Genomic DNA, 15,015 nt, shown 5'->3' with positions numbered 1-15,015 from the left:
GCTCTCCGACGACAAGCTGCCGATCCGGATGCTGCACGACCGGGTCCTGGTCTCCCTCGAGCAGGAGGGCGAGCGCAAGTCGTCGGCGGGCATCCTGATCCCCGCCACCGCCCAGATGGGCCGCCGCCTGGCCTGGGCGAAGGTGGTCGCGGTCGGCGCCAACGTGCGCACCGTGGAGGTCGGCGACCGGGTGCTGTTCGACCCGGAGGACCGGGCCGAGGTGGAGGTCCGCGGCGACGACTACGTGCTGCTGCGCGAGCGCGACCTGCACGCGGTCGCGGCGGGCCGCCTCGAGGACGGCCAGACCGGCCTCTATCTCTGAAACCTGAATCGCGCGGGTGTCGCAGGCCCGCCGATCACCAGGTCGCGGACGAACTCCCCGACCAGCGGCACGAACTTGAAGCCCTGGCCGGAGAATCCGGCGGCCACCGTGACCGGCCCGGCGCGGTCGATCACGAAGTCCGCCGTGGGCGTGTTGTCGTACAGACAGCTGATCGCGGTGGAACGGGTCGGATCCAGCCCGGGGTACCACTCTTCGACGTACCGCAGCAGCTGTTCGTCCCGCACAGGCTCCGGCTGGAAGTCACGGGTGTCGGGGTCCACCACAGGGCCTGTTGCGTGCAGCCCGACCTTCACACCGGACCCTGGCTCGTAGAGGCCGTAACTGGTTGGCCCGTGGTGTACGAAGCTCGGCCACACCAGCCCGTCCGACACCGGCGCGAAGAAGCGTGGCTGTTCCTGTGTCACCGTGAACGGCGGCAACGACACCAGCCCGTACACGAGCCTCGGTGTCCAGGGCCCCGCCGTTACCACCACGTGCCGCGCCCGCACAGCACCACCTGGTACGTCGAGTTCGACCAGACCGTCACGGGTCCGTAGCGCCCGTACTGGCGATTGCACGCGGAACTCGACGCCTGCGCGACCAGCCACGACCTGTAGCGCGTGCAGCGCGCTCTCGGCGTACAAGCGTCCTGAACCGGGCTGGAAGAGCACGGGCGTCTCAAAACGGAACCCAGGCCACCGCTCGGCCGCTTCCGCCGCCGACAGCACCGTCCCGGTTGCCCCATGCAACGACCGGAAGACCTCCACCACGTCTGCACTGACGCCGTGGTCGATCCCACCCGTCTCCTCGAGCAGGGTCTCGCCGGACTCCGTTTCCAGCCGCCGCCACAACGGCCTGGCCCGCTCCGTGAGCTCAGCGATCTCGGCGTCGTCAACGGCGGCCCGATACAACCGGGTCGCGCCGTGCGACCCGCCCCGGTCGTGCCCGAGCGTGAACTGCTCCAGTACGACGACCTCGCGGCCCGCGGCGGCCAGCGCCCAGGCGGCAGCGGATCCCATCGCTCCGGCGCCCACCACGGCCACGTCGTACGTCACGGCACTGATCGTAGTGTTGTGGACAACCGATCACGGCCGCTCGGCGTTTGGGAGAGAATGGGCGGGTGATCTTCGAGACCTCCAGCCGCCTGCCGGACTTTCCGTGGGACAAGCTCGCCCCCTACCAGCAGAAGGCGGCCGCGCATCCCGACGGCATCGTCGACCTGTCCGTGGGCAGTCCGGTGGACCCGGTGCCGGACCTGGTGAAGCAGGCGCTGGCCGACGCGGCGGACGCCCCGTCGTACCCGACCACGATCGGTACGCCGGCCGCGCGGCAGGCCGCGGTGGACTGGATGGAGCGGCGGCTCGGCGTCACCGGGGTCGACCCGAAGAGCGGCGTGCTGCCCGTGATCGGCACCAAAGAGCTGATCATGATGCTGCCGACGCTGCTCGGCATCGGCGCCGGCGACACGGTCCTGATCCCGGACCTGGCCTACCCGACGTACGAGGCCGGTGCCGCGCTCGCCCGGGCGACCAGCGTCCCGGTCGCGGACCCGGCGGCGTACGACGGGCCGGTGCGGGTCGCGTACCTGAACTCGCCGCGCAACCCGTCCGGCGAGATCACCCCGGCCGCGGACCTGCGGCGTGCGGTCGAGTGGGCGCGGGCGAACGACGCACTGCTGGTCAGCGACGAGTGCTACACCGAGTTCGGCTGGGACGAGAAGCCGGTGTCGGTGCTGCACCCGGACGTGTCGGGCGGGAGCTTCGACAACCTGCTGGCGGTGCACTCGCTCTCGAAGCGGTCGAATCTGGCCGGGTACCGCGGCGGCTTCGTCGCCGGTGACCCGACGGTCGTGACGGAGCTGCTCGCCGTCCGGAAGCACGCCGGGCTGATGGTGCCGTCCCCGATCCAGGCCGCGATGGCCGCGGCGTTCGCGGACGACGCGCACGTGGAGGAGCAGCGCGCCCGGTATCTGCGCCGCCGGGCGGTGCTGCGGGACGCTCTGACCGAGGCGGGCTGGGAGATCACGCTGTCGAACGGCGGGTTGTACCTGTGGGCGTCGCATCCGTCGTACGACGCGTACGGGTCGGTCGGGGCGCTCGCGGACAAGGGGATCCTGGTCGCGCCGGGCGCGTTCTACGGGACCGCGGGGGAGCGGCACGTGCGGGTGGCGCTCACCGGGACCGACGAACGGGTCGACGCCGCGGTGAAACGGCTGTCCGAATAGAAAACTTCGCGGTTCCGTGTGACGTCTTCCTGGTGTGACCGCCTCTAACAGGGGTAGGTGATGTCAAGGGAGGGGAGGGCGCATGCGACTGCATCTGCTCGGAGTCGTGGCGGTACTGCTGGCCGGTGTCACACCAACGCCGACACCAACGCCAACACCACCGCCAACCTCAACACCAACACCGTCTCCAACACCAACGCCAACTCCCGCGGCCGTGACGCCGACGCCGACGCCGGACTGGTCGATCACGCTGGACCAGCCGGCCGCGTCCTGGGAGGACAAGCCGACCGTCTTCACCGGCAAGATCAGCAAGCCGATCACCGGCTCGTACATCACGCTCTGGCAGCGTGTGCCCGGCGCCTGGGTGCTCCGCGGCTCGACCCGCACGACGACCGGCGGCGCCTACAAGTTCAGCTACGTCTCCGCCGCCACCGGGAGCTGGGCGTTCCGGACGATGATCGGCGTCAAGGCCGAGACCGCGCTCGCGATCTCCGACTACCGGACCGTCCCGATCCAGGACCGCACGATCGTCCTGAACACCCCGGCGGCCTGGTACGCGACGCTCACCGGCGTCTCGGTCGCCGGGAAGCTCGTCCCGGCCGAGCCGGGCAAGGAACTCGCGCTCCAGCAGTACCTCGGCAGCGGCAAGTGGCAACTCCTCAACATCACGACAATGGATGCCAAGGGCAACTTCCGGCTCCGGGTCCCGGACGACCTGCCGTCCACCCGTACCGTCCGCGTCGTCACCCGCGGCGTCACCCAGGCCGCGATGGAGTACTCCCCGCTCGCGAAGATCGTGATCAAGGCGGCCCTCAACCCCAAGGTGTACGCCGTCTCCGCGGCGATGGTGCCGAACACGTACCGGGCGGGCTGTCCCGTGAAGCCGTCGTCGCTCCGCCTGCTGCAGCTGAACTACTGGGGCTTCGACGGCCGCGTGCACCGCGGCGAGCTGATCCTCCGGGATGCCGCGGTCGCGAAGATGATCACGGTCTGGACCTCGACGTTCGCGGCGAAGTTCCCGATCCGGCAGATGCGCCGGGTGGACGTGTTCGGCGGCAACGACGTCCGGTCGATGGCCGCGGACAACACGTCGGCGTTCAACTGCCGCCGGGTCACGGGTGATCCGTACTCGCTGTCGCCGCACTCGTACGGCTGGGCGATCGATATCAACACCGTCGAGAACCCGTACCTGGCCGCGAACGGCGTCTGGTACCCGTCGAACGGGCTGGCGTACCGCAACCGCGCGGTGGTGCGGCCGGGCATGCTGTTCGCGAGCAGCGTGGCCACGAAGGCGTTGATCGGCCAGGGGTACTTCTGGGGCGCCGGCTGGGCCAAGCCCGACTACCAGCACTTCGAGCCGAAATGAAGGCCCTCGTAGCTGCGTGTGCGCTCACGCTCCTGCTGACGGGCTGCAGCTCCCAACCCGTTGCTGCGCAGTCGACTCCGTCACCAAGTACGGCGGAGTCAAAGGCGATCCCCAGCACAGTCAGCGGCACGGTGCCCGTCCCGACCAACACACTGCCCACCGACGAGCCAACGGACGCAGCCGTCCCGCCACAGCTCCCGGAGCAAGCGACCGCTCCACCACCGCCTAACGCGGGCCCACTCACCGCCAACAACCTTCCAGCCCCGGACAAGCTTGGCGCCGGTTGGAAGACCTACACCGACCCCGGCGGCGCAGAGGCGGGTTTCATCGGCAACAACACCTGGACGCGCCGCCGTGACCCCCACCAGGCCTCCTACGAAGCCCTACCGTCCGGCTGCTCCGGCCAACCGGTCAACGGCTCCCTACCGGTCCCCGCCTACGCCCTGACCGGCAGCTACCGCACCAACGACGCCCTACCTGCCACGGCTCTAGTGCTCCGCTTCAAAGACGCAACCAAAGCGGCGGCCTACTACGACGGCTACCAAGCCCGCATGAGAGCGTGCGGCAAGGGCGGCGACCTCTCCGTCCAACAGCTCTGGGCCACCACCACAGCAGCCACCGCAGTACGTTCGTACGCCGGAGCGGAGTCCTACGTCGACGTGTCCGTGCTGAAGGGCGCAACAGTCGCCCTGCTGGCGGCCACATCCACCCACCCGGACCAACAGTCCGACTGGGCGCACACCGTCGTACCAGCGTTCGAAGGAGTCATCGACTAGCGTCCACCACCGCCCGGGCGAACTCCCGCGGCGCCTCCTGCGGCACGTTGTGCCCGACGTCGAAGGTCCGGTGCTCGTACCGCCCGACGAAGTGGTCCCGGTACGACGACCCGTTCCCGGCCGGCGTGAACGGGTCGTGCTTCCCGTCGATCGTGATCGTCGGGACCGCGATCTTCGGCGGCTTCTGCAGCACGGCCTCCAGTTCGGCGTACTCCGGTTCGGCAGGGATCAGGCTCTGCCGCCACCGGTAGTTCCCGATCACGATCGCCTCGTAGTCCGGGTTGTCGAACGCCGCCGCGGTCCGGGCGTACGTCGCCGCGCTGTACTTCCAGGTCGGCGAGTTGAACTTCCAGATGAACTCGCCGATCTCCCGCTTGTACTCGTGCAGCCCCTGCACGCCGCGCTCGGTGGCGAAGTAGTACTGGTACCACCACGCGTTCTCGGACGCCGGCGGCAGCGGCTTCTTGTTGAACTCCAGGTTGGTGATCAGGTACCCGGTGACCGACACCAGCCCCTGCACCCGCTCCGGCCACAGCGCCGCGATGATGTCCGCGGTCCGCGAGCCCCAGTCGTAGCCGGCGAGTACGGCGCGCCGGATCTGCAGCGCGTCCATCAGCGCGAGGATGTCGAGCGCGAACGCCGCCTGGTCCACGGTGCGCGGCGTCGAGGCGGAGCGGAACGTCGTACTGCCGTGGCCGCGGAAGTACGGGACCACGACCCGGTAGCCGCGGCGGGCGAGCAGCGGGGCGACCTCCTCGAAGCTGTGGATGTCGTACGGGAAGCCGTGCAGCAGGAGGACCGGGGTGCCGGTCGACGGGCCGAGTTCGACGTACCCGACGTTGAGCACGCCGGCGTCGATCTGCCGGACCGGTCCGAACGGGTGGCCGGGCATGGCGCTGCCGAGCAGCGGGGTCGCCACGGCGGCAGCGCCGGTGGTCTTGAGGAGGGTGCGACGGCTGATGTTCATCAGAGACCTTTCCGAGTGGGTTCGTCCTCACCCTCGCCCGGGGCCGCCGCGGGTCGCGCCCGTGAGAATCCCTGGTCAGTGATCAAAGATGTATTACCTTTCAGTATTTCGTGACCTACACTCCGGTTATGGGTGACTTCGACCGGTATGCCCGCCTGACCGCGCGGCTCGACGCGCCGTACGCCGTGATCGACCTGGCCGCGTTCCGCCGGAACGCCGACGACCTGGTCCGCCGAGCCGCCGGCACGCCGATCCGGATCGCCTCGAAGTCGGTCCGCTGCCGCCCGCTGGTCGCCGCGGCGCTGGAGCGGCCCGGGTTCCACGGCGTAATGAGCTACGCGCTGCCCGAGGCGCTCTGGCTGGCCCGGAACGGTGTCGACGACATCCTGATCGGCTACCCGACCACGCACCGTACGGCGATCCGCGAGCTCTCCGAGGACCCCGAGGCGGCGTCCCGGATCACGCTGATGATCGACTCGCCCGAGCACCTCGCCGTCATCAAGGCTGCCGGTCTCGGGGCGACCGCGACCGGCACCGCCCGGATCCAGGTCTGCCTGGACGTCGACGCCTCGCTGCGGATCTTCGGCCAGCACCTCGGCGTCCGGCGGTCCCCGCTGCGGACCCCGGCCGAGGTCGCGACCCTGGCCCGGACCGTCGCCGCCGACGACCGGTTCGAGCTGACCGGCGTGATGTTCTACGAGGCGCAGATCGCCGGCCTGCCGGACACCTCGCCGGCCGTCCGCTGGGTGAAGCGCCGCTCGGCCGCCGAACTCGCGGACCGCCGCGGCGCGGTCGTCGACGCGGTCAAGCAGGTCGCGCCGCTGCGGATCGTGAACAGCGGCGGCACCGGCAGCCTGGAGATCAGCAGCGCCGACCCGGTCGTCACCGAGGTGACCGCCGGCTCCGGCCTCTACGGGCCGACCCTGTTCGACAAGTACGACGTCTTCCAGCCCGAGCACGCGATGGCGTACGCGCTGGACGTCGTACGCCGGCCCGCGCCGCGGATCGCCACCCTCCTCGGCGGCGGGTACGTCGCCTCCGGTCCGGCCAAGAAGTCCCGGCTCCCGGCGCCGACCCAGCCGGAAGGGCTGAAGCTGCTCGGCACCGAAGGAGCAGGCGAGGTCCAGACGCCCGTGCAGGGTGCGGAGGCCGACCGGCTGCGGATCGGTGACCGGGTGTGGATGCGCTACGCGAAGGCAGGCGAGATGCTGGAGCGGTTCGACGTACTGCACGCCATCGACGGCGAGGACATCCACGAGTTGCCGACGTACCGGGGCGAAGGGAAGAACTTCGGATGAGCACCTGGCGGAACTGGTCCGGCACCGAGTCGGCGACCGGCCTCGAGACCCTGCGCCCCGGATCGGCCGACGAGCTCGCCGCGGCGGTGAAGACCGCGGCCGAGCAGGGCAAGAAGCTGAAGGCGATCGGCTCCGGGCACTCGTTCACCGGCTGCTCGGTGCCGCAGCAGGTGATGGTGCGGCTGGACGGCCTGTCGTCGATCCTGCACGCGGACCAGGCGTCCGGCCGGGTCACGGTCGGCGCCGGCACCGGCCTGCGGAAGCTGAACGCCGGGCTCGCCACGTTCGACCTGGCGATGGCGAACCTCGGCGACATCGACAAGCAGACCGTCTCCGGCGCCGTCTCCACCGGCACCCACGGGACCGGCGCGCGGCTCGGCGGCCTGGCCACCCAGATCGTCGGGCTCGACCTGGTCACCGCGGACGGCTCGGTCCTGCACTGCTCGGCCGAGGAGCACCCGGACGTGTTCGCCGCAGCCCGGATCTCGGTCGGCGCGCTCGGCGTGATCAGCGCGCTGACCCTGCAGTGCGTGCCCGCGTTCCTGCTCCGCGCACAGGAGATGCCGCTGCCGCTGGCCGATGTACTCGACGGGTTCGACGAGTTTGCCGATGGCAACGATCACTTCGAGTTCTACTGGTTCCCGCACACCGGGATCGCGCTCACCAAGCGGAACAACCGGGTCGGCGCGGACGTCGCGGCGGCGCCGGTCGGCCGGGTCCGCGGCTGGGTCGACGACGAGCTGCTGTCCAACAAGGTCTTCGAGCTGACCAACCGGCTCGCGGTACGACGGCCCGCGATGGTGCCGCGGATCAACCAGCTCGCGTCCCGCGCCCTGTCCGCCCGGGAGTACATCGACGCGTCGTACAAGGTGTTCTGTTCCGAGCGGAACGTGGTGTTCCGGGAGTCGGAGTACGCCGTACCGCGGGAGAACGTGGTCGAGGTGCTGCACCGGCTGCGGGACTGGATCGACGCGTCCGGCGAGCGGATCCCGTTCCCGATCGAGGTCCGGGTGGCGGCGCCGGACGACATCTGGCTGTCCACCGCGTCCGGCCGGGCGACGGCGTACATCGCCATCCACCAGTACCACCGGCTGCCGCACGACCCGTACTTCAAGGCCTTCGAGAACATCGTCGCCGACTACGGCGGCCGCCCGCACTGGGGCAAGCTGCACACGCTCACCGCCGCCGACCTGCGCGCCCGGTACCCGCACTTCGACGACTTCCTCGCCGTCCGCGACCGCCTCGACCCGCACCGGGTCTTCGAGAACGCCTACACCCGCCAGGTCTTCGGGGACTAGCCTGCGGGCATGGAGCTCGCACCGGTGGTCGAGGATTGGCAGCAGGCGCTCGCGGTCGTCGCGCATCCGGACGACCTGGAGTGGGGGTTCGCGGCGGCGATCGCCCGCTGGACCGGGCAGGGCAAGCGGGTCGTGTACTGCCTGCTGACCTCGGGGGAGGCCGGCATCGACGGCGTCGACCCGGTCGAGTGCGGCCCGCTCCGGGAGGCCGAGCAGATCGAGTCGTCCCGGATCGTCGGGGTGTCGGCGGTCGAGTTCCTCGGTCAGCCGGACGGCACCATCGAGTACGGCGTCGCGCTCCGCCGCGTGATCACGGCGGCGATCCGCCGGCACCAGCCGGAGATCGTGATCACGAACAACTTCCGCGACACCTGGGACGGCGACTCCGTGCTCAACCAGGCCGACCACATCAACACCGGCCGCGCCACCCTGGACGCGGCCCGGGACGCCGCGAACCGGTGGATCTTCCCGGACGCCGGCGACAAGTGGGGCGGCGTACGGCAGGTCTGGGCGGCCGGCTCGCCGGACGCGCGGCACGCGGTGGACACGACCGCGACGTTCGAGCTCGGGCTGCGGTCGCTCGAGGCGCACCGGGCCTACATCGACGGGCTCGACCAGGCCTTCGATCCCGAGGAGTTCCTCGAAGGCGCCGCGCGTCCGGCCGGCACGCTGCTCGGCACGAAGTACGCGGCGCGGTTCGAGGTCTTCAGTCTGTAAGCGGCCGGTGCTCCTGCAGATGCGGCGGCGTCGGCTTCGGACGGCGCGGCTCGCGGTCGCCGGCGGTGCCCGGACCGGGCGGGTTGTTCGGGCCGGCCCACGAGCGGACCAGCTCCCGGCCGCCCTTGCGGGTCATCCGCAGCAGGTCGATCCGCTGGATCTCGCCGGCCGGGATGCCGAGCTGGGCGAGGCTGCGGTTCGCCATCGCGCAGGCCGCGTCGTGCTTGCGCGGCGACAGCTTCTGCTGCAGGACGATCGCGATCGAGCCGTCCGGCAGGTCCTCGATCCGCTGGAACCGCATCCCCTTGTCCAGCGACCAGGAGTGCAGGGCCAGGTTGACGTAGTCGACGTTGGAGAGTCGCCGATCGGGCTTCGCACGCGCCACCACTTCGTATCGGGCCATGTCCCGATCATCCGTCGGCGCGGGCCGGATTTCCAGGAATCTGCGGTCAGCGAAGTCCGTCGATCGCCGCCGCGACCTGCTCCGGGTCCGAGATCAGCGTCAGATGGTTCGCGTTCGGGATCAGTGTCGGGGCGGGCGCGCCGATCCGGGCCGCGGTCTCGGCCGCATTGCCGCCGTTGGTGTCGTTCGCGCCGAACACCACCGACTTGGGGAGCTTCAGGTCCTTCAGCTTCGCCAGCCGGTCGGCCGCGACCGCGGGGATCCCGTTCGCGGTCATCTGCCACACGGCCTGCTCGGCGCCGGGCTGCCGGAACGGCCGGGTCCACTCGTCGACGTCCATCTGCGGGCAGCCCGGCGCGCAGACGCTGTTGTAGATCTTCTTGAGCAGCCAGCCCTGGTCGAGCACCAGCCGGAACAGCGACGTCCGGTACGGCGGGACGATCAGCCAGCGCGGCGGCCCGGCCTTCCCGCCCGGCAGCGGCAGGCCGTCGCCGTCCAGGAACATGATCCCGCCGACCTTGCCCGGTGCCTCCAGCGTCGCCTCGGCCGCGACCCCGGCGCCGAGCGAGTGCCCGACCAGGATCGGCCGCGGCTGCCCGGCCCCGCCGAGGTGCATCGCGTCCAGGAACCCGAGCAGCTGCCCCGCGAGATGCTCGATCGTGTACGGCGCCTTGCGCTCGGAGTACCCGTAGCCGGTGATGTCGTACGCGTACACGCGGTGGGTCTTCGCGAGCAGCGGTACCAGCCGCGACCACGTGTCGACGGACTCCGCGGCCCCGTGGACGAGCACCACGGGCGTGCCCGCCGTACCCCACGTCTCGTACCGGGTGTTGATGCCGCCGGCCTCGACGTACTTCAGACCGGGCGGCGGCGCGGCCGTCCCGTTGGTGGCGAAGTTGTAGCCGAACGACGCGACAGTGACGATCAGCCAGAGCCCGAGGAGTCCCAGGAACCCCCGCCACAGGAACCGTTTCACCGCCCCAGTGTTACAGGTGCACGATCCGCCCGGCCTCGGCGAGGACCGCGGGCGAGGCGAGCGACTGCCAGCGGGGGAGCTGTTCCTGCAGGAACGGGCGCAGCGTCACGGCCCGCTTCGCGTCGTTGTCGAGGACGTCGAGCTCGTTGACGATCGTCAGGTCGACGAAGTCCCGCAGGTCCGCGGCCCCGAGCTCCTCCGAGGTCCCGGTGAAGCGGTCGGTGACCGTGCGGTGCTCGGCGAGGTCCCGCCAGGTCGTCTCCCGCTCGCAGGCGCCGTACCGGTAGACGATCGCCTCGGCCTCCGGCCCGATCACCGATGCCAGCACCGGGCGCTCGGTCTGCCAGTCGAACAGGTGCGTCGGGTAACCGTCGGTCCCGTACGCCGCGTGCGCCAGCCCGGCCAGCACCAGCGTGTCGGAGGCGCCGAGCGACCCGAGGCGCTTGGCAACCCGGTGCAGGTGCACGTACAGCGTGCCGCCCGCATGGTCGAGCTCGTCGGCGCCGCGCACCAGCAGCAGCGAACCCAGGTCCTCGAGAGTGCTCATCTGACCCCTTCTCACCCCGGAGCGGCCATGTCCCGCAGATCACCTACGGTAAGGCCTCTGCCCGCCCCCTGCCCACCACTTCGGCGTGCCGTTCCGGTCACACCGTGTTCATGCCCCGTTCCCCGGTCGTTGCCGTCGGCAAAGGAGTGAGGGTACGGCGGGTCTGCTCGAGGAGCAGGTGGAGCATCGGGTTCGCCGCGTGCCGCGGCCAGATCAGGGCGAGCACGTTCGGCTCGGCGTCGACCAGCGGGAGCCAGGTCAGCCGCGGGTGGGCGAAGTACGTGACCGTGGACGCGGGCGCGATCCAGCAGCCGTGACCGGCCGCGACCAGGTGCAGGCACTCCTCGGGCGTACTCGCCTGCGGCCCGAAGACCGCCCGGGAGCCGTCCGGGCGCGGGTCGATGAACCAGAAGTCCACGACCGCCGCGGGCATCCCGTCCCGCGGCCCGATCACCGGTACGCCGGCCAGGTCCGCGATCCGCAACGATGTCCGCGATTCCAGCGGATGCCCCGGCGGCAGCGCCACCCACCGGTCCTCCGGCAGCAGCGGGTGCACGGTGAACCGCGGGTCGTCCCCGATCGGCAGCCACAGGAACGCCGCGTCCGCGCGCCCCGCCACGAGCGCGTCGAGCTCCTCCGGCAGCGTGTGCGACGCGATCGGCCGGATCTCCAGGTCCGGCGCCTCGGCCCGCAGCGCCGCCTCGACCGCCGGCATGAAGTGCGCCGTACTCTGCGCCTTGAACGCGATCCGCAGCGGATCCGGCCGCCCGGACGCGGCCAGCCGCGCCTCCGTCACCATCGCCTGCGCCGACGACAGCAACGTGGCACCTTGCTTGAGCACGACCTCGCCGGCCGCGGTCAGCTCGATCCCGGTCGGGCGGCGTTCGACGAGCGGCGTACCGACCACGCGTTCCAGTTGGCGGATCTGACCGCTGACTGCCTGCTGGGTCAGGTTGAGCGTCCGGGCCGCGCGGGTCATGCTGCCCTCCGCCGCGACCGCGTCGAGCGCCTGCAACAGCCGCAAGCTCAAGTCCACCGTCTCATCGTGCCACAACGATCCGTTGTGCCCTCGCCAGCAAATCTCTGTTTCCGCCGCGGCCCTTCGGCGCAGGACGATCGGGACATGGCACAAACCGCGCTCGTCACCGGTTCGTCAAAGGGCCTGGGCAGAGCGATCCTGCTCCGGCTCGCGGCCCAGGGTGCGAACGTCGTCGTCAACTATTCGCGGGACAAGTCCGCTGCCGACGAAGTGCTCGACGCCGCGCAGGCGCTCGGCGTCAGGGCGATCGCGGTCGCCGCTGACGTGTCCGAGGTCGACGGTATCCAGCGGCTGTACGACGCGACGTTCGAGGAGTTCGGCCGGCTCGACGTCGTGGTCGCGAACGCCGGCATGGAGAAGGTGAACGTCCCGGTCACGGACGTCACCGAGGAGGACTTCGACCTGCTGTTCCGGGTCAACACCAAGGGGCCGTACTTCGTCCTGCGCGAAGCTGCCCGGCGGATCGCCGACAACGGCCGGATCATCACGATCTCGTCCAACACCACGACCGTCCCGCAACTCGGCGTCGGGCTGTACGGCACCAGCAAGGTCGCGACGGGGTACCTGGCCCGCGTCCTCGCGCTGGAGCTCGGGCCGCGCGGCGTCACCGTGAACACGATCGTCCCGGGGCCGATCGACGGCGCCGGGATCTTCACCGATCCGGCGAACGACGAGTACAAGCGGTCCCTGGTCGCGATGGTGCCGATCGGGCGGCTGGGAACCACCGAGGACGTGGCCGGGATCGCGGCCTTCCTCGCGAGCGACGAGGCAGGGCTGATCACCGGCCAGCAGATCGTCGCCGCCGGCGGAATGCACTGACCGGAATGCACCGAGACTGAAATGCACTGAGACTGAGGAGAACAATGACTGGAACCATGCGAGCGGCCCAGGTGCAGCAGGCCGGCGGCCCGTTCGTCGTCACCGACGTACCGATCCCGGAGCCGGCCGCGGGGCAGATCCGCGTCCAGGTGCATGCCTGCGGGATCTGCGGCGGTGACGCGATCCCGCGGAACGCACTCTTCGGTACGACGCTGCCGCGGATCCCCGGGCACGAGATCGCCGGCGTGGTGGACGCGGTCGGCGCGGGCGTCACGCTCTGGGAGCCCGGGCAGCGGGTCGGCGTCGGCTGGTCCGGCGGGGTCGACTTCACCTGCGAGTACTGCCGGCGCGGCGACTTCACGAACTGCGTCAACCGGACGATCGTCGGGACGTCGTACGACGGCGGGTACGCGGAGTACCTGGTGGTGCCGCAGGACGCGGTGGCGCGGATCCCGGACGGGCTGAGCTTCGAGGACGCGGCGCCGTTGATGTGCGGTGGGATCACCGCGTTCAACGCGCTCCGGCACGCGCACGCCGGGCCGGGGGACACGGTCGCGGTGCAGGGGGTCGGCGGCGTCGGGCACCTGGCGATCCAGTTCGCCGACAAGATGGGCTTCCGGACGGTCGCGATCAACCGCGGGCGGGACAAGGAGAAGCTCGCGCGGCAGCTCGGGGCGGACGAGTACATCGACAGCACCGAGGGCGACGCCGGCGAGGCGCTCAAGGCGCTCGGTGGCGCGGCCGCGATCCTCGCGACGGTGTCCCGCGCCGAGCTCCAGACCGACCTGGTGAAAGGCCTGCGCCCGAACGGTCAGCTGATCGTGCTCGAGGGCGGCGACCCGATCGAGGTCACCGGCCACACGCTCGCCGACGGCCGGCTGTCGGTGTCCGGCTGGTACTCCGGGGTGGCCCAGGACTCCGAGGACACGCTGAACTTCGCCGTACTGAAGAACGTCCGGCCGATCATCGAGACCTACCCGCTCGAGCAGGCCGAGGAAGCCTGGCAGCACCAGCCCAAGGCGAACCTGCGCATCGTGCTGACGACCCAAGCCGAGTAGTGGTCCCAGAACCCGCCCGCAACCACCTCACACAGTTGCGGACGGGTCCTGTACCTAGCATCCTCCGTAGTGATCAGGGAAGGTGACTACCACGGGGAGTCTTCGTCGGGAGGGTGCTGAGGTCAGTCCAGGTCGGCGAGGGCCTTGCGAGCGGCCTCGAGCTCCGCCTCGAGCGCGGCGACCTTGGCGGCCTGCTGCGAGCGGGCCTCCTCGATCACCTCGTCGATCGGGGTCGACAGGTCCTCGTGCAGCTCCTTGGCCGCGCGCGACACCGCGGCCGCGGCGACGGCCAGGTCCCGCGCCAGGTACGTCGTGCCCTGCTTGAGCTCGGCGTGCCACTCGCCGTCCGCCGTACCGGTGACGGTCAGTGTGAGCTCGATGGTCTTGGTCTTCTTGCCGGCCGCCTTCTTCGCCGGAGCCTTCTTCGGCTTCGGCGCCTCGACGACCTCGGCGGTCTCGACCGGAGTCTCGACAACCTCGGGAGTGTCGACAAGGTCCGAGGGCGCTTCTACTGCAAAGGTGTCTACAGTCATCGTTGCGGCGATCTCCTTCTGACTGGCTGGACGCCTATTAGAACATATGTTCGACAGACACGCCAACCAGCTTACACAGGAAGCGATCGACCTGGTCCGCCAGTGGCGGCAGGCCGGCCTCCGGCTCGTTGATCCGGATCGAGACCGCGCCGTGCACCGCCGAGCGAAGGTCGAGCGCGACGGCCGCCGCGTCGCCCGCCGGGGCGAGTCCGGCGTCCATGCAGGCCTGGACGGCGGCGGTCGCGCGCACCGACAGCTCCTCCTTGAAGATCAGGTGCATCCGCCGGTTCAGCGTGCTCTCGTGCAGCACCTTGTAGAGGCCGACGTGTTCCCTCGACCAGGTGCCGAGGAACAGGACCCGCGCCCGCAGCCGGGCGACCGGATCGTCGCCGCCGCTCGCCTCGGCCGCTTCGAGGTCGCGCAGTAGGTCACCCGTGCTCTGCTCGAGGGCCGCGAACACGAGCTCGTCCCGGTCGGTGAAGTGGATGTAGACGGACGTGGCCGCGATTCCGACCTCGCGGGCGACCGCGCGCAGCGACAGCGCCTCGTCGTCGCCGAGCTCGTTCAGCATCCGCAGCGCCGCGTCGATGATCTCGCGGCGCAGCAGCTCACCCTGCCCACGCCGGTTCCGGCTCCGCGTCGTCCCACCGTCCATGAATCCGATTGTATTGC

Annotated in this window: 17 protein-coding genes; 9 read left to right on the top strand and 8 right to left on the bottom strand. The window is 70.5% G+C overall.

All coding sequences use genetic code 11. From position 1 onward, the window contains the following. Positions 1-28 precede the first annotated feature (28 nt). Positions 29-322, top strand: a complete 294-nt coding sequence (locus ACFV9C_RS07220; RefSeq protein ID WP_344191234.1) for a co-chaperone GroES — start codon at positions 29-31, stop codon at positions 320-322. Here ACFV9C_RS07220 and ACFV9C_RS07215 read toward each other — a convergent pair. After that, complete coding sequence (locus ACFV9C_RS07215; RefSeq protein WP_380191318.1) at positions 313-1,377, bottom strand: FAD-dependent oxidoreductase; 1,065 nt, start codon at positions 1,375-1,377, stop codon at positions 313-315. The two genes, ACFV9C_RS07220 and ACFV9C_RS07215, sit on opposite strands and share 10 nt — an antisense overlap. Before the next feature lie 68 nt (positions 1,378-1,445). Between ACFV9C_RS07215 and dapC the strand changes: the two genes are divergently transcribed. The 3 genes from dapC to ACFV9C_RS07200 all read left to right on the top strand — a co-directional run bounded on the left by dapC (position 1,446) and on the right by ACFV9C_RS07200 (position 4,688). Further along, entirely contained in the window at positions 1,446-2,546 is a 1,101-nt protein-coding gene (gene dapC, locus ACFV9C_RS07210; RefSeq protein WP_380192296.1) for a succinyldiaminopimelate transaminase, read from the top strand. 214 nt (positions 2,547-2,760) lie between these two features. Further along, the gene (locus ACFV9C_RS07205; RefSeq protein WP_380191316.1) at positions 2,761-3,912 is read left to right on the top strand and encodes a M15 family metallopeptidase; all 1,152 of its coding nucleotides are present in this window, start codon (positions 2,761-2,763) and stop codon (positions 3,910-3,912) included. 131 nt (positions 3,913-4,043) lie between these two features. After that, positions 4,044-4,688, top strand: coding sequence for a hypothetical protein (locus tag ACFV9C_RS07200; protein WP_380191315.1), 645 nt, complete (start codon positions 4,044-4,046; stop codon positions 4,686-4,688). On the opposite strand, the gene ACFV9C_RS07195 is transcribed toward ACFV9C_RS07200, so the two are convergent. Then, positions 4,678-5,655: an alpha/beta fold hydrolase gene (locus tag ACFV9C_RS07195; protein WP_380191313.1), complete on the bottom strand. Its 978-nt coding sequence runs from the start codon at positions 5,653-5,655 to the stop codon at positions 4,678-4,680. The genes ACFV9C_RS07200 and ACFV9C_RS07195 overlap by 11 nt on opposite strands. Before the next feature lie 128 nt (positions 5,656-5,783). Between ACFV9C_RS07195 and ACFV9C_RS07190 the strand changes: the two genes are divergently transcribed. The 3 genes from ACFV9C_RS07190 to ACFV9C_RS07180 are packed head-to-tail and all read left to right on the top strand — an operon-like array spanning position 5,784 to position 8,968. Then, positions 5,784-6,953: an amino acid deaminase/aldolase gene (locus ACFV9C_RS07190; protein ID WP_380191311.1), complete on the top strand. Its 1,170-nt coding sequence runs from the start codon at positions 5,784-5,786 to the stop codon at positions 6,951-6,953. After that, entirely contained in the window at positions 6,950-8,251 is a 1,302-nt protein-coding gene (locus ACFV9C_RS07185; protein ID WP_380191309.1) for a D-arabinono-1,4-lactone oxidase, read from the top strand. The genes ACFV9C_RS07190 and ACFV9C_RS07185 overlap by 4 nt, the downstream gene beginning before the upstream one ends. A gap of 9 nt (positions 8,252-8,260) precedes the next feature. Further along, positions 8,261-8,968, top strand: coding sequence for a PIG-L deacetylase family protein (locus ACFV9C_RS07180; protein ID WP_380191307.1), 708 nt, complete (start codon positions 8,261-8,263; stop codon positions 8,966-8,968). Here the strand turns inward: ACFV9C_RS07180 and ACFV9C_RS07175 are convergent. The 4 genes from ACFV9C_RS07175 to ACFV9C_RS07160 form a co-directional block, all read right to left on the bottom strand. Next, the gene (locus ACFV9C_RS07175; RefSeq protein ID WP_380191305.1) at positions 8,958-9,371 is read right to left on the bottom strand and encodes a hypothetical protein; all 414 of its coding nucleotides are present in this window, start codon (positions 9,369-9,371) and stop codon (positions 8,958-8,960) included. The genes ACFV9C_RS07180 and ACFV9C_RS07175 overlap by 11 nt on opposite strands. A gap of 46 nt (positions 9,372-9,417) precedes the next feature. Beyond that, entirely contained in the window at positions 9,418-10,347 is a 930-nt protein-coding gene (locus ACFV9C_RS07170; protein ID WP_380191303.1) for an alpha/beta fold hydrolase, read from the bottom strand. Positions 10,348-10,357: 10 nt separating this feature from the next. Continuing rightward, positions 10,358-10,894: a DUF6817 domain-containing protein gene (locus ACFV9C_RS07165; protein WP_380191301.1), complete on the bottom strand. Its 537-nt coding sequence runs from the start codon at positions 10,892-10,894 to the stop codon at positions 10,358-10,360. 97 nt (positions 10,895-10,991) lie between these two features. Then, positions 10,992-11,930, bottom strand: a complete 939-nt coding sequence (locus ACFV9C_RS07160; protein ID WP_380191299.1) for a LysR family transcriptional regulator — start codon at positions 11,928-11,930, stop codon at positions 10,992-10,994. An 87-nt stretch (positions 11,931-12,017) separates the two neighbouring features. Here ACFV9C_RS07160 and ACFV9C_RS07155 point away from each other — a divergent pair, with 87 nt between their 5' ends. Together ACFV9C_RS07155 and ACFV9C_RS07150 are read left to right on the top strand one after the other, a co-directional pair. Further along, entirely contained in the window at positions 12,018-12,752 is a 735-nt protein-coding gene (locus ACFV9C_RS07155; RefSeq protein ID WP_380191297.1) for an SDR family oxidoreductase, read from the top strand. A gap of 44 nt (positions 12,753-12,796) precedes the next feature. After that, complete coding sequence (locus ACFV9C_RS07150) at positions 12,797-13,810, top strand: alcohol dehydrogenase catalytic domain-containing protein (RefSeq protein WP_380191295.1); 1,014 nt, start codon at positions 12,797-12,799, stop codon at positions 13,808-13,810. A 122-nt stretch (positions 13,811-13,932) separates the two neighbouring features. Here the strand turns inward: ACFV9C_RS07150 and ACFV9C_RS07145 are convergent, their stop codons facing one another. Together ACFV9C_RS07145 and ACFV9C_RS07140 are read right to left on the bottom strand one after the other, a co-directional pair. Further along, positions 13,933-14,343, bottom strand: coding sequence for a DUF6319 family protein (locus tag ACFV9C_RS07145; protein WP_380191293.1), 411 nt, complete (start codon positions 14,341-14,343; stop codon positions 13,933-13,935). 37 nt (positions 14,344-14,380) lie between these two features. Beyond that, entirely contained in the window at positions 14,381-14,998 is a 618-nt protein-coding gene (locus ACFV9C_RS07140) for a TetR/AcrR family transcriptional regulator (protein WP_380191291.1), read from the bottom strand. Positions 14,999-15,015 lie beyond the last annotated feature (17 nt).

This window comes from Kribbella sp. NPDC059898 (genome assembly GCF_042730855.1).
Lineage (GTDB): Bacteria > Actinomycetota > Actinomycetes > Propionibacteriales > Kribbellaceae > Kribbella.
Note: the sequence above shows the minus strand (reverse complement) of the source record. Positions and strands in the feature narration are given on the sequence as shown.

Excerpts from the sequence above, each read along its gene's own strand:
- ACFV9C_RS07220 (WP_344191234.1), top strand. The coding sequence starts at position 29 with ATGCTGCACGACCGGGTCCTGGTCTCCCTCGAGCAGGAGGGCGAGCGC.
- ACFV9C_RS07165 (WP_380191301.1), bottom strand. The coding sequence starts at position 10,894 with ATGAGCACTCTCGAGGACCTGGGTTCGCTGCTGCTGGTGCGCGGCGCC.
- ACFV9C_RS07145 (WP_380191293.1), bottom strand. The coding sequence starts at position 14,343 with ATGACTGTAGACACCTTTGCAGTAGAAGCGCCCTCGGACCTTGTCGAC.
- ACFV9C_RS07150 (WP_380191295.1), top strand. The coding sequence starts at position 12,797 with ATGACTGGAACCATGCGAGCGGCCCAGGTGCAGCAGGCCGGCGGCCCG.
- ACFV9C_RS07185 (WP_380191309.1), top strand. The coding sequence starts at position 6,950 with ATGAGCACCTGGCGGAACTGGTCCGGCACCGAGTCGGCGACCGGCCTC.
- ACFV9C_RS07175 (WP_380191305.1), bottom strand. The coding sequence starts at position 9,371 with ATGGCCCGATACGAAGTGGTGGCGCGTGCGAAGCCCGATCGGCGACTC.
- ACFV9C_RS07180 (WP_380191307.1), top strand. The coding sequence starts at position 8,261 with ATGGAGCTCGCACCGGTGGTCGAGGATTGGCAGCAGGCGCTCGCGGTC.
- ACFV9C_RS07195 (WP_380191313.1), bottom strand. The coding sequence starts at position 5,655 with ATGAACATCAGCCGTCGCACCCTCCTCAAGACCACCGGCGCTGCCGCC.
- ACFV9C_RS07140 (WP_380191291.1), bottom strand. The coding sequence starts at position 14,998 with ATGGACGGTGGGACGACGCGGAGCCGGAACCGGCGTGGGCAGGGTGAG.
- ACFV9C_RS07155 (WP_380191297.1), top strand. The coding sequence starts at position 12,018 with ATGGCACAAACCGCGCTCGTCACCGGTTCGTCAAAGGGCCTGGGCAGA.
- ACFV9C_RS07190 (WP_380191311.1), top strand. The coding sequence starts at position 5,784 with ATGGGTGACTTCGACCGGTATGCCCGCCTGACCGCGCGGCTCGACGCG.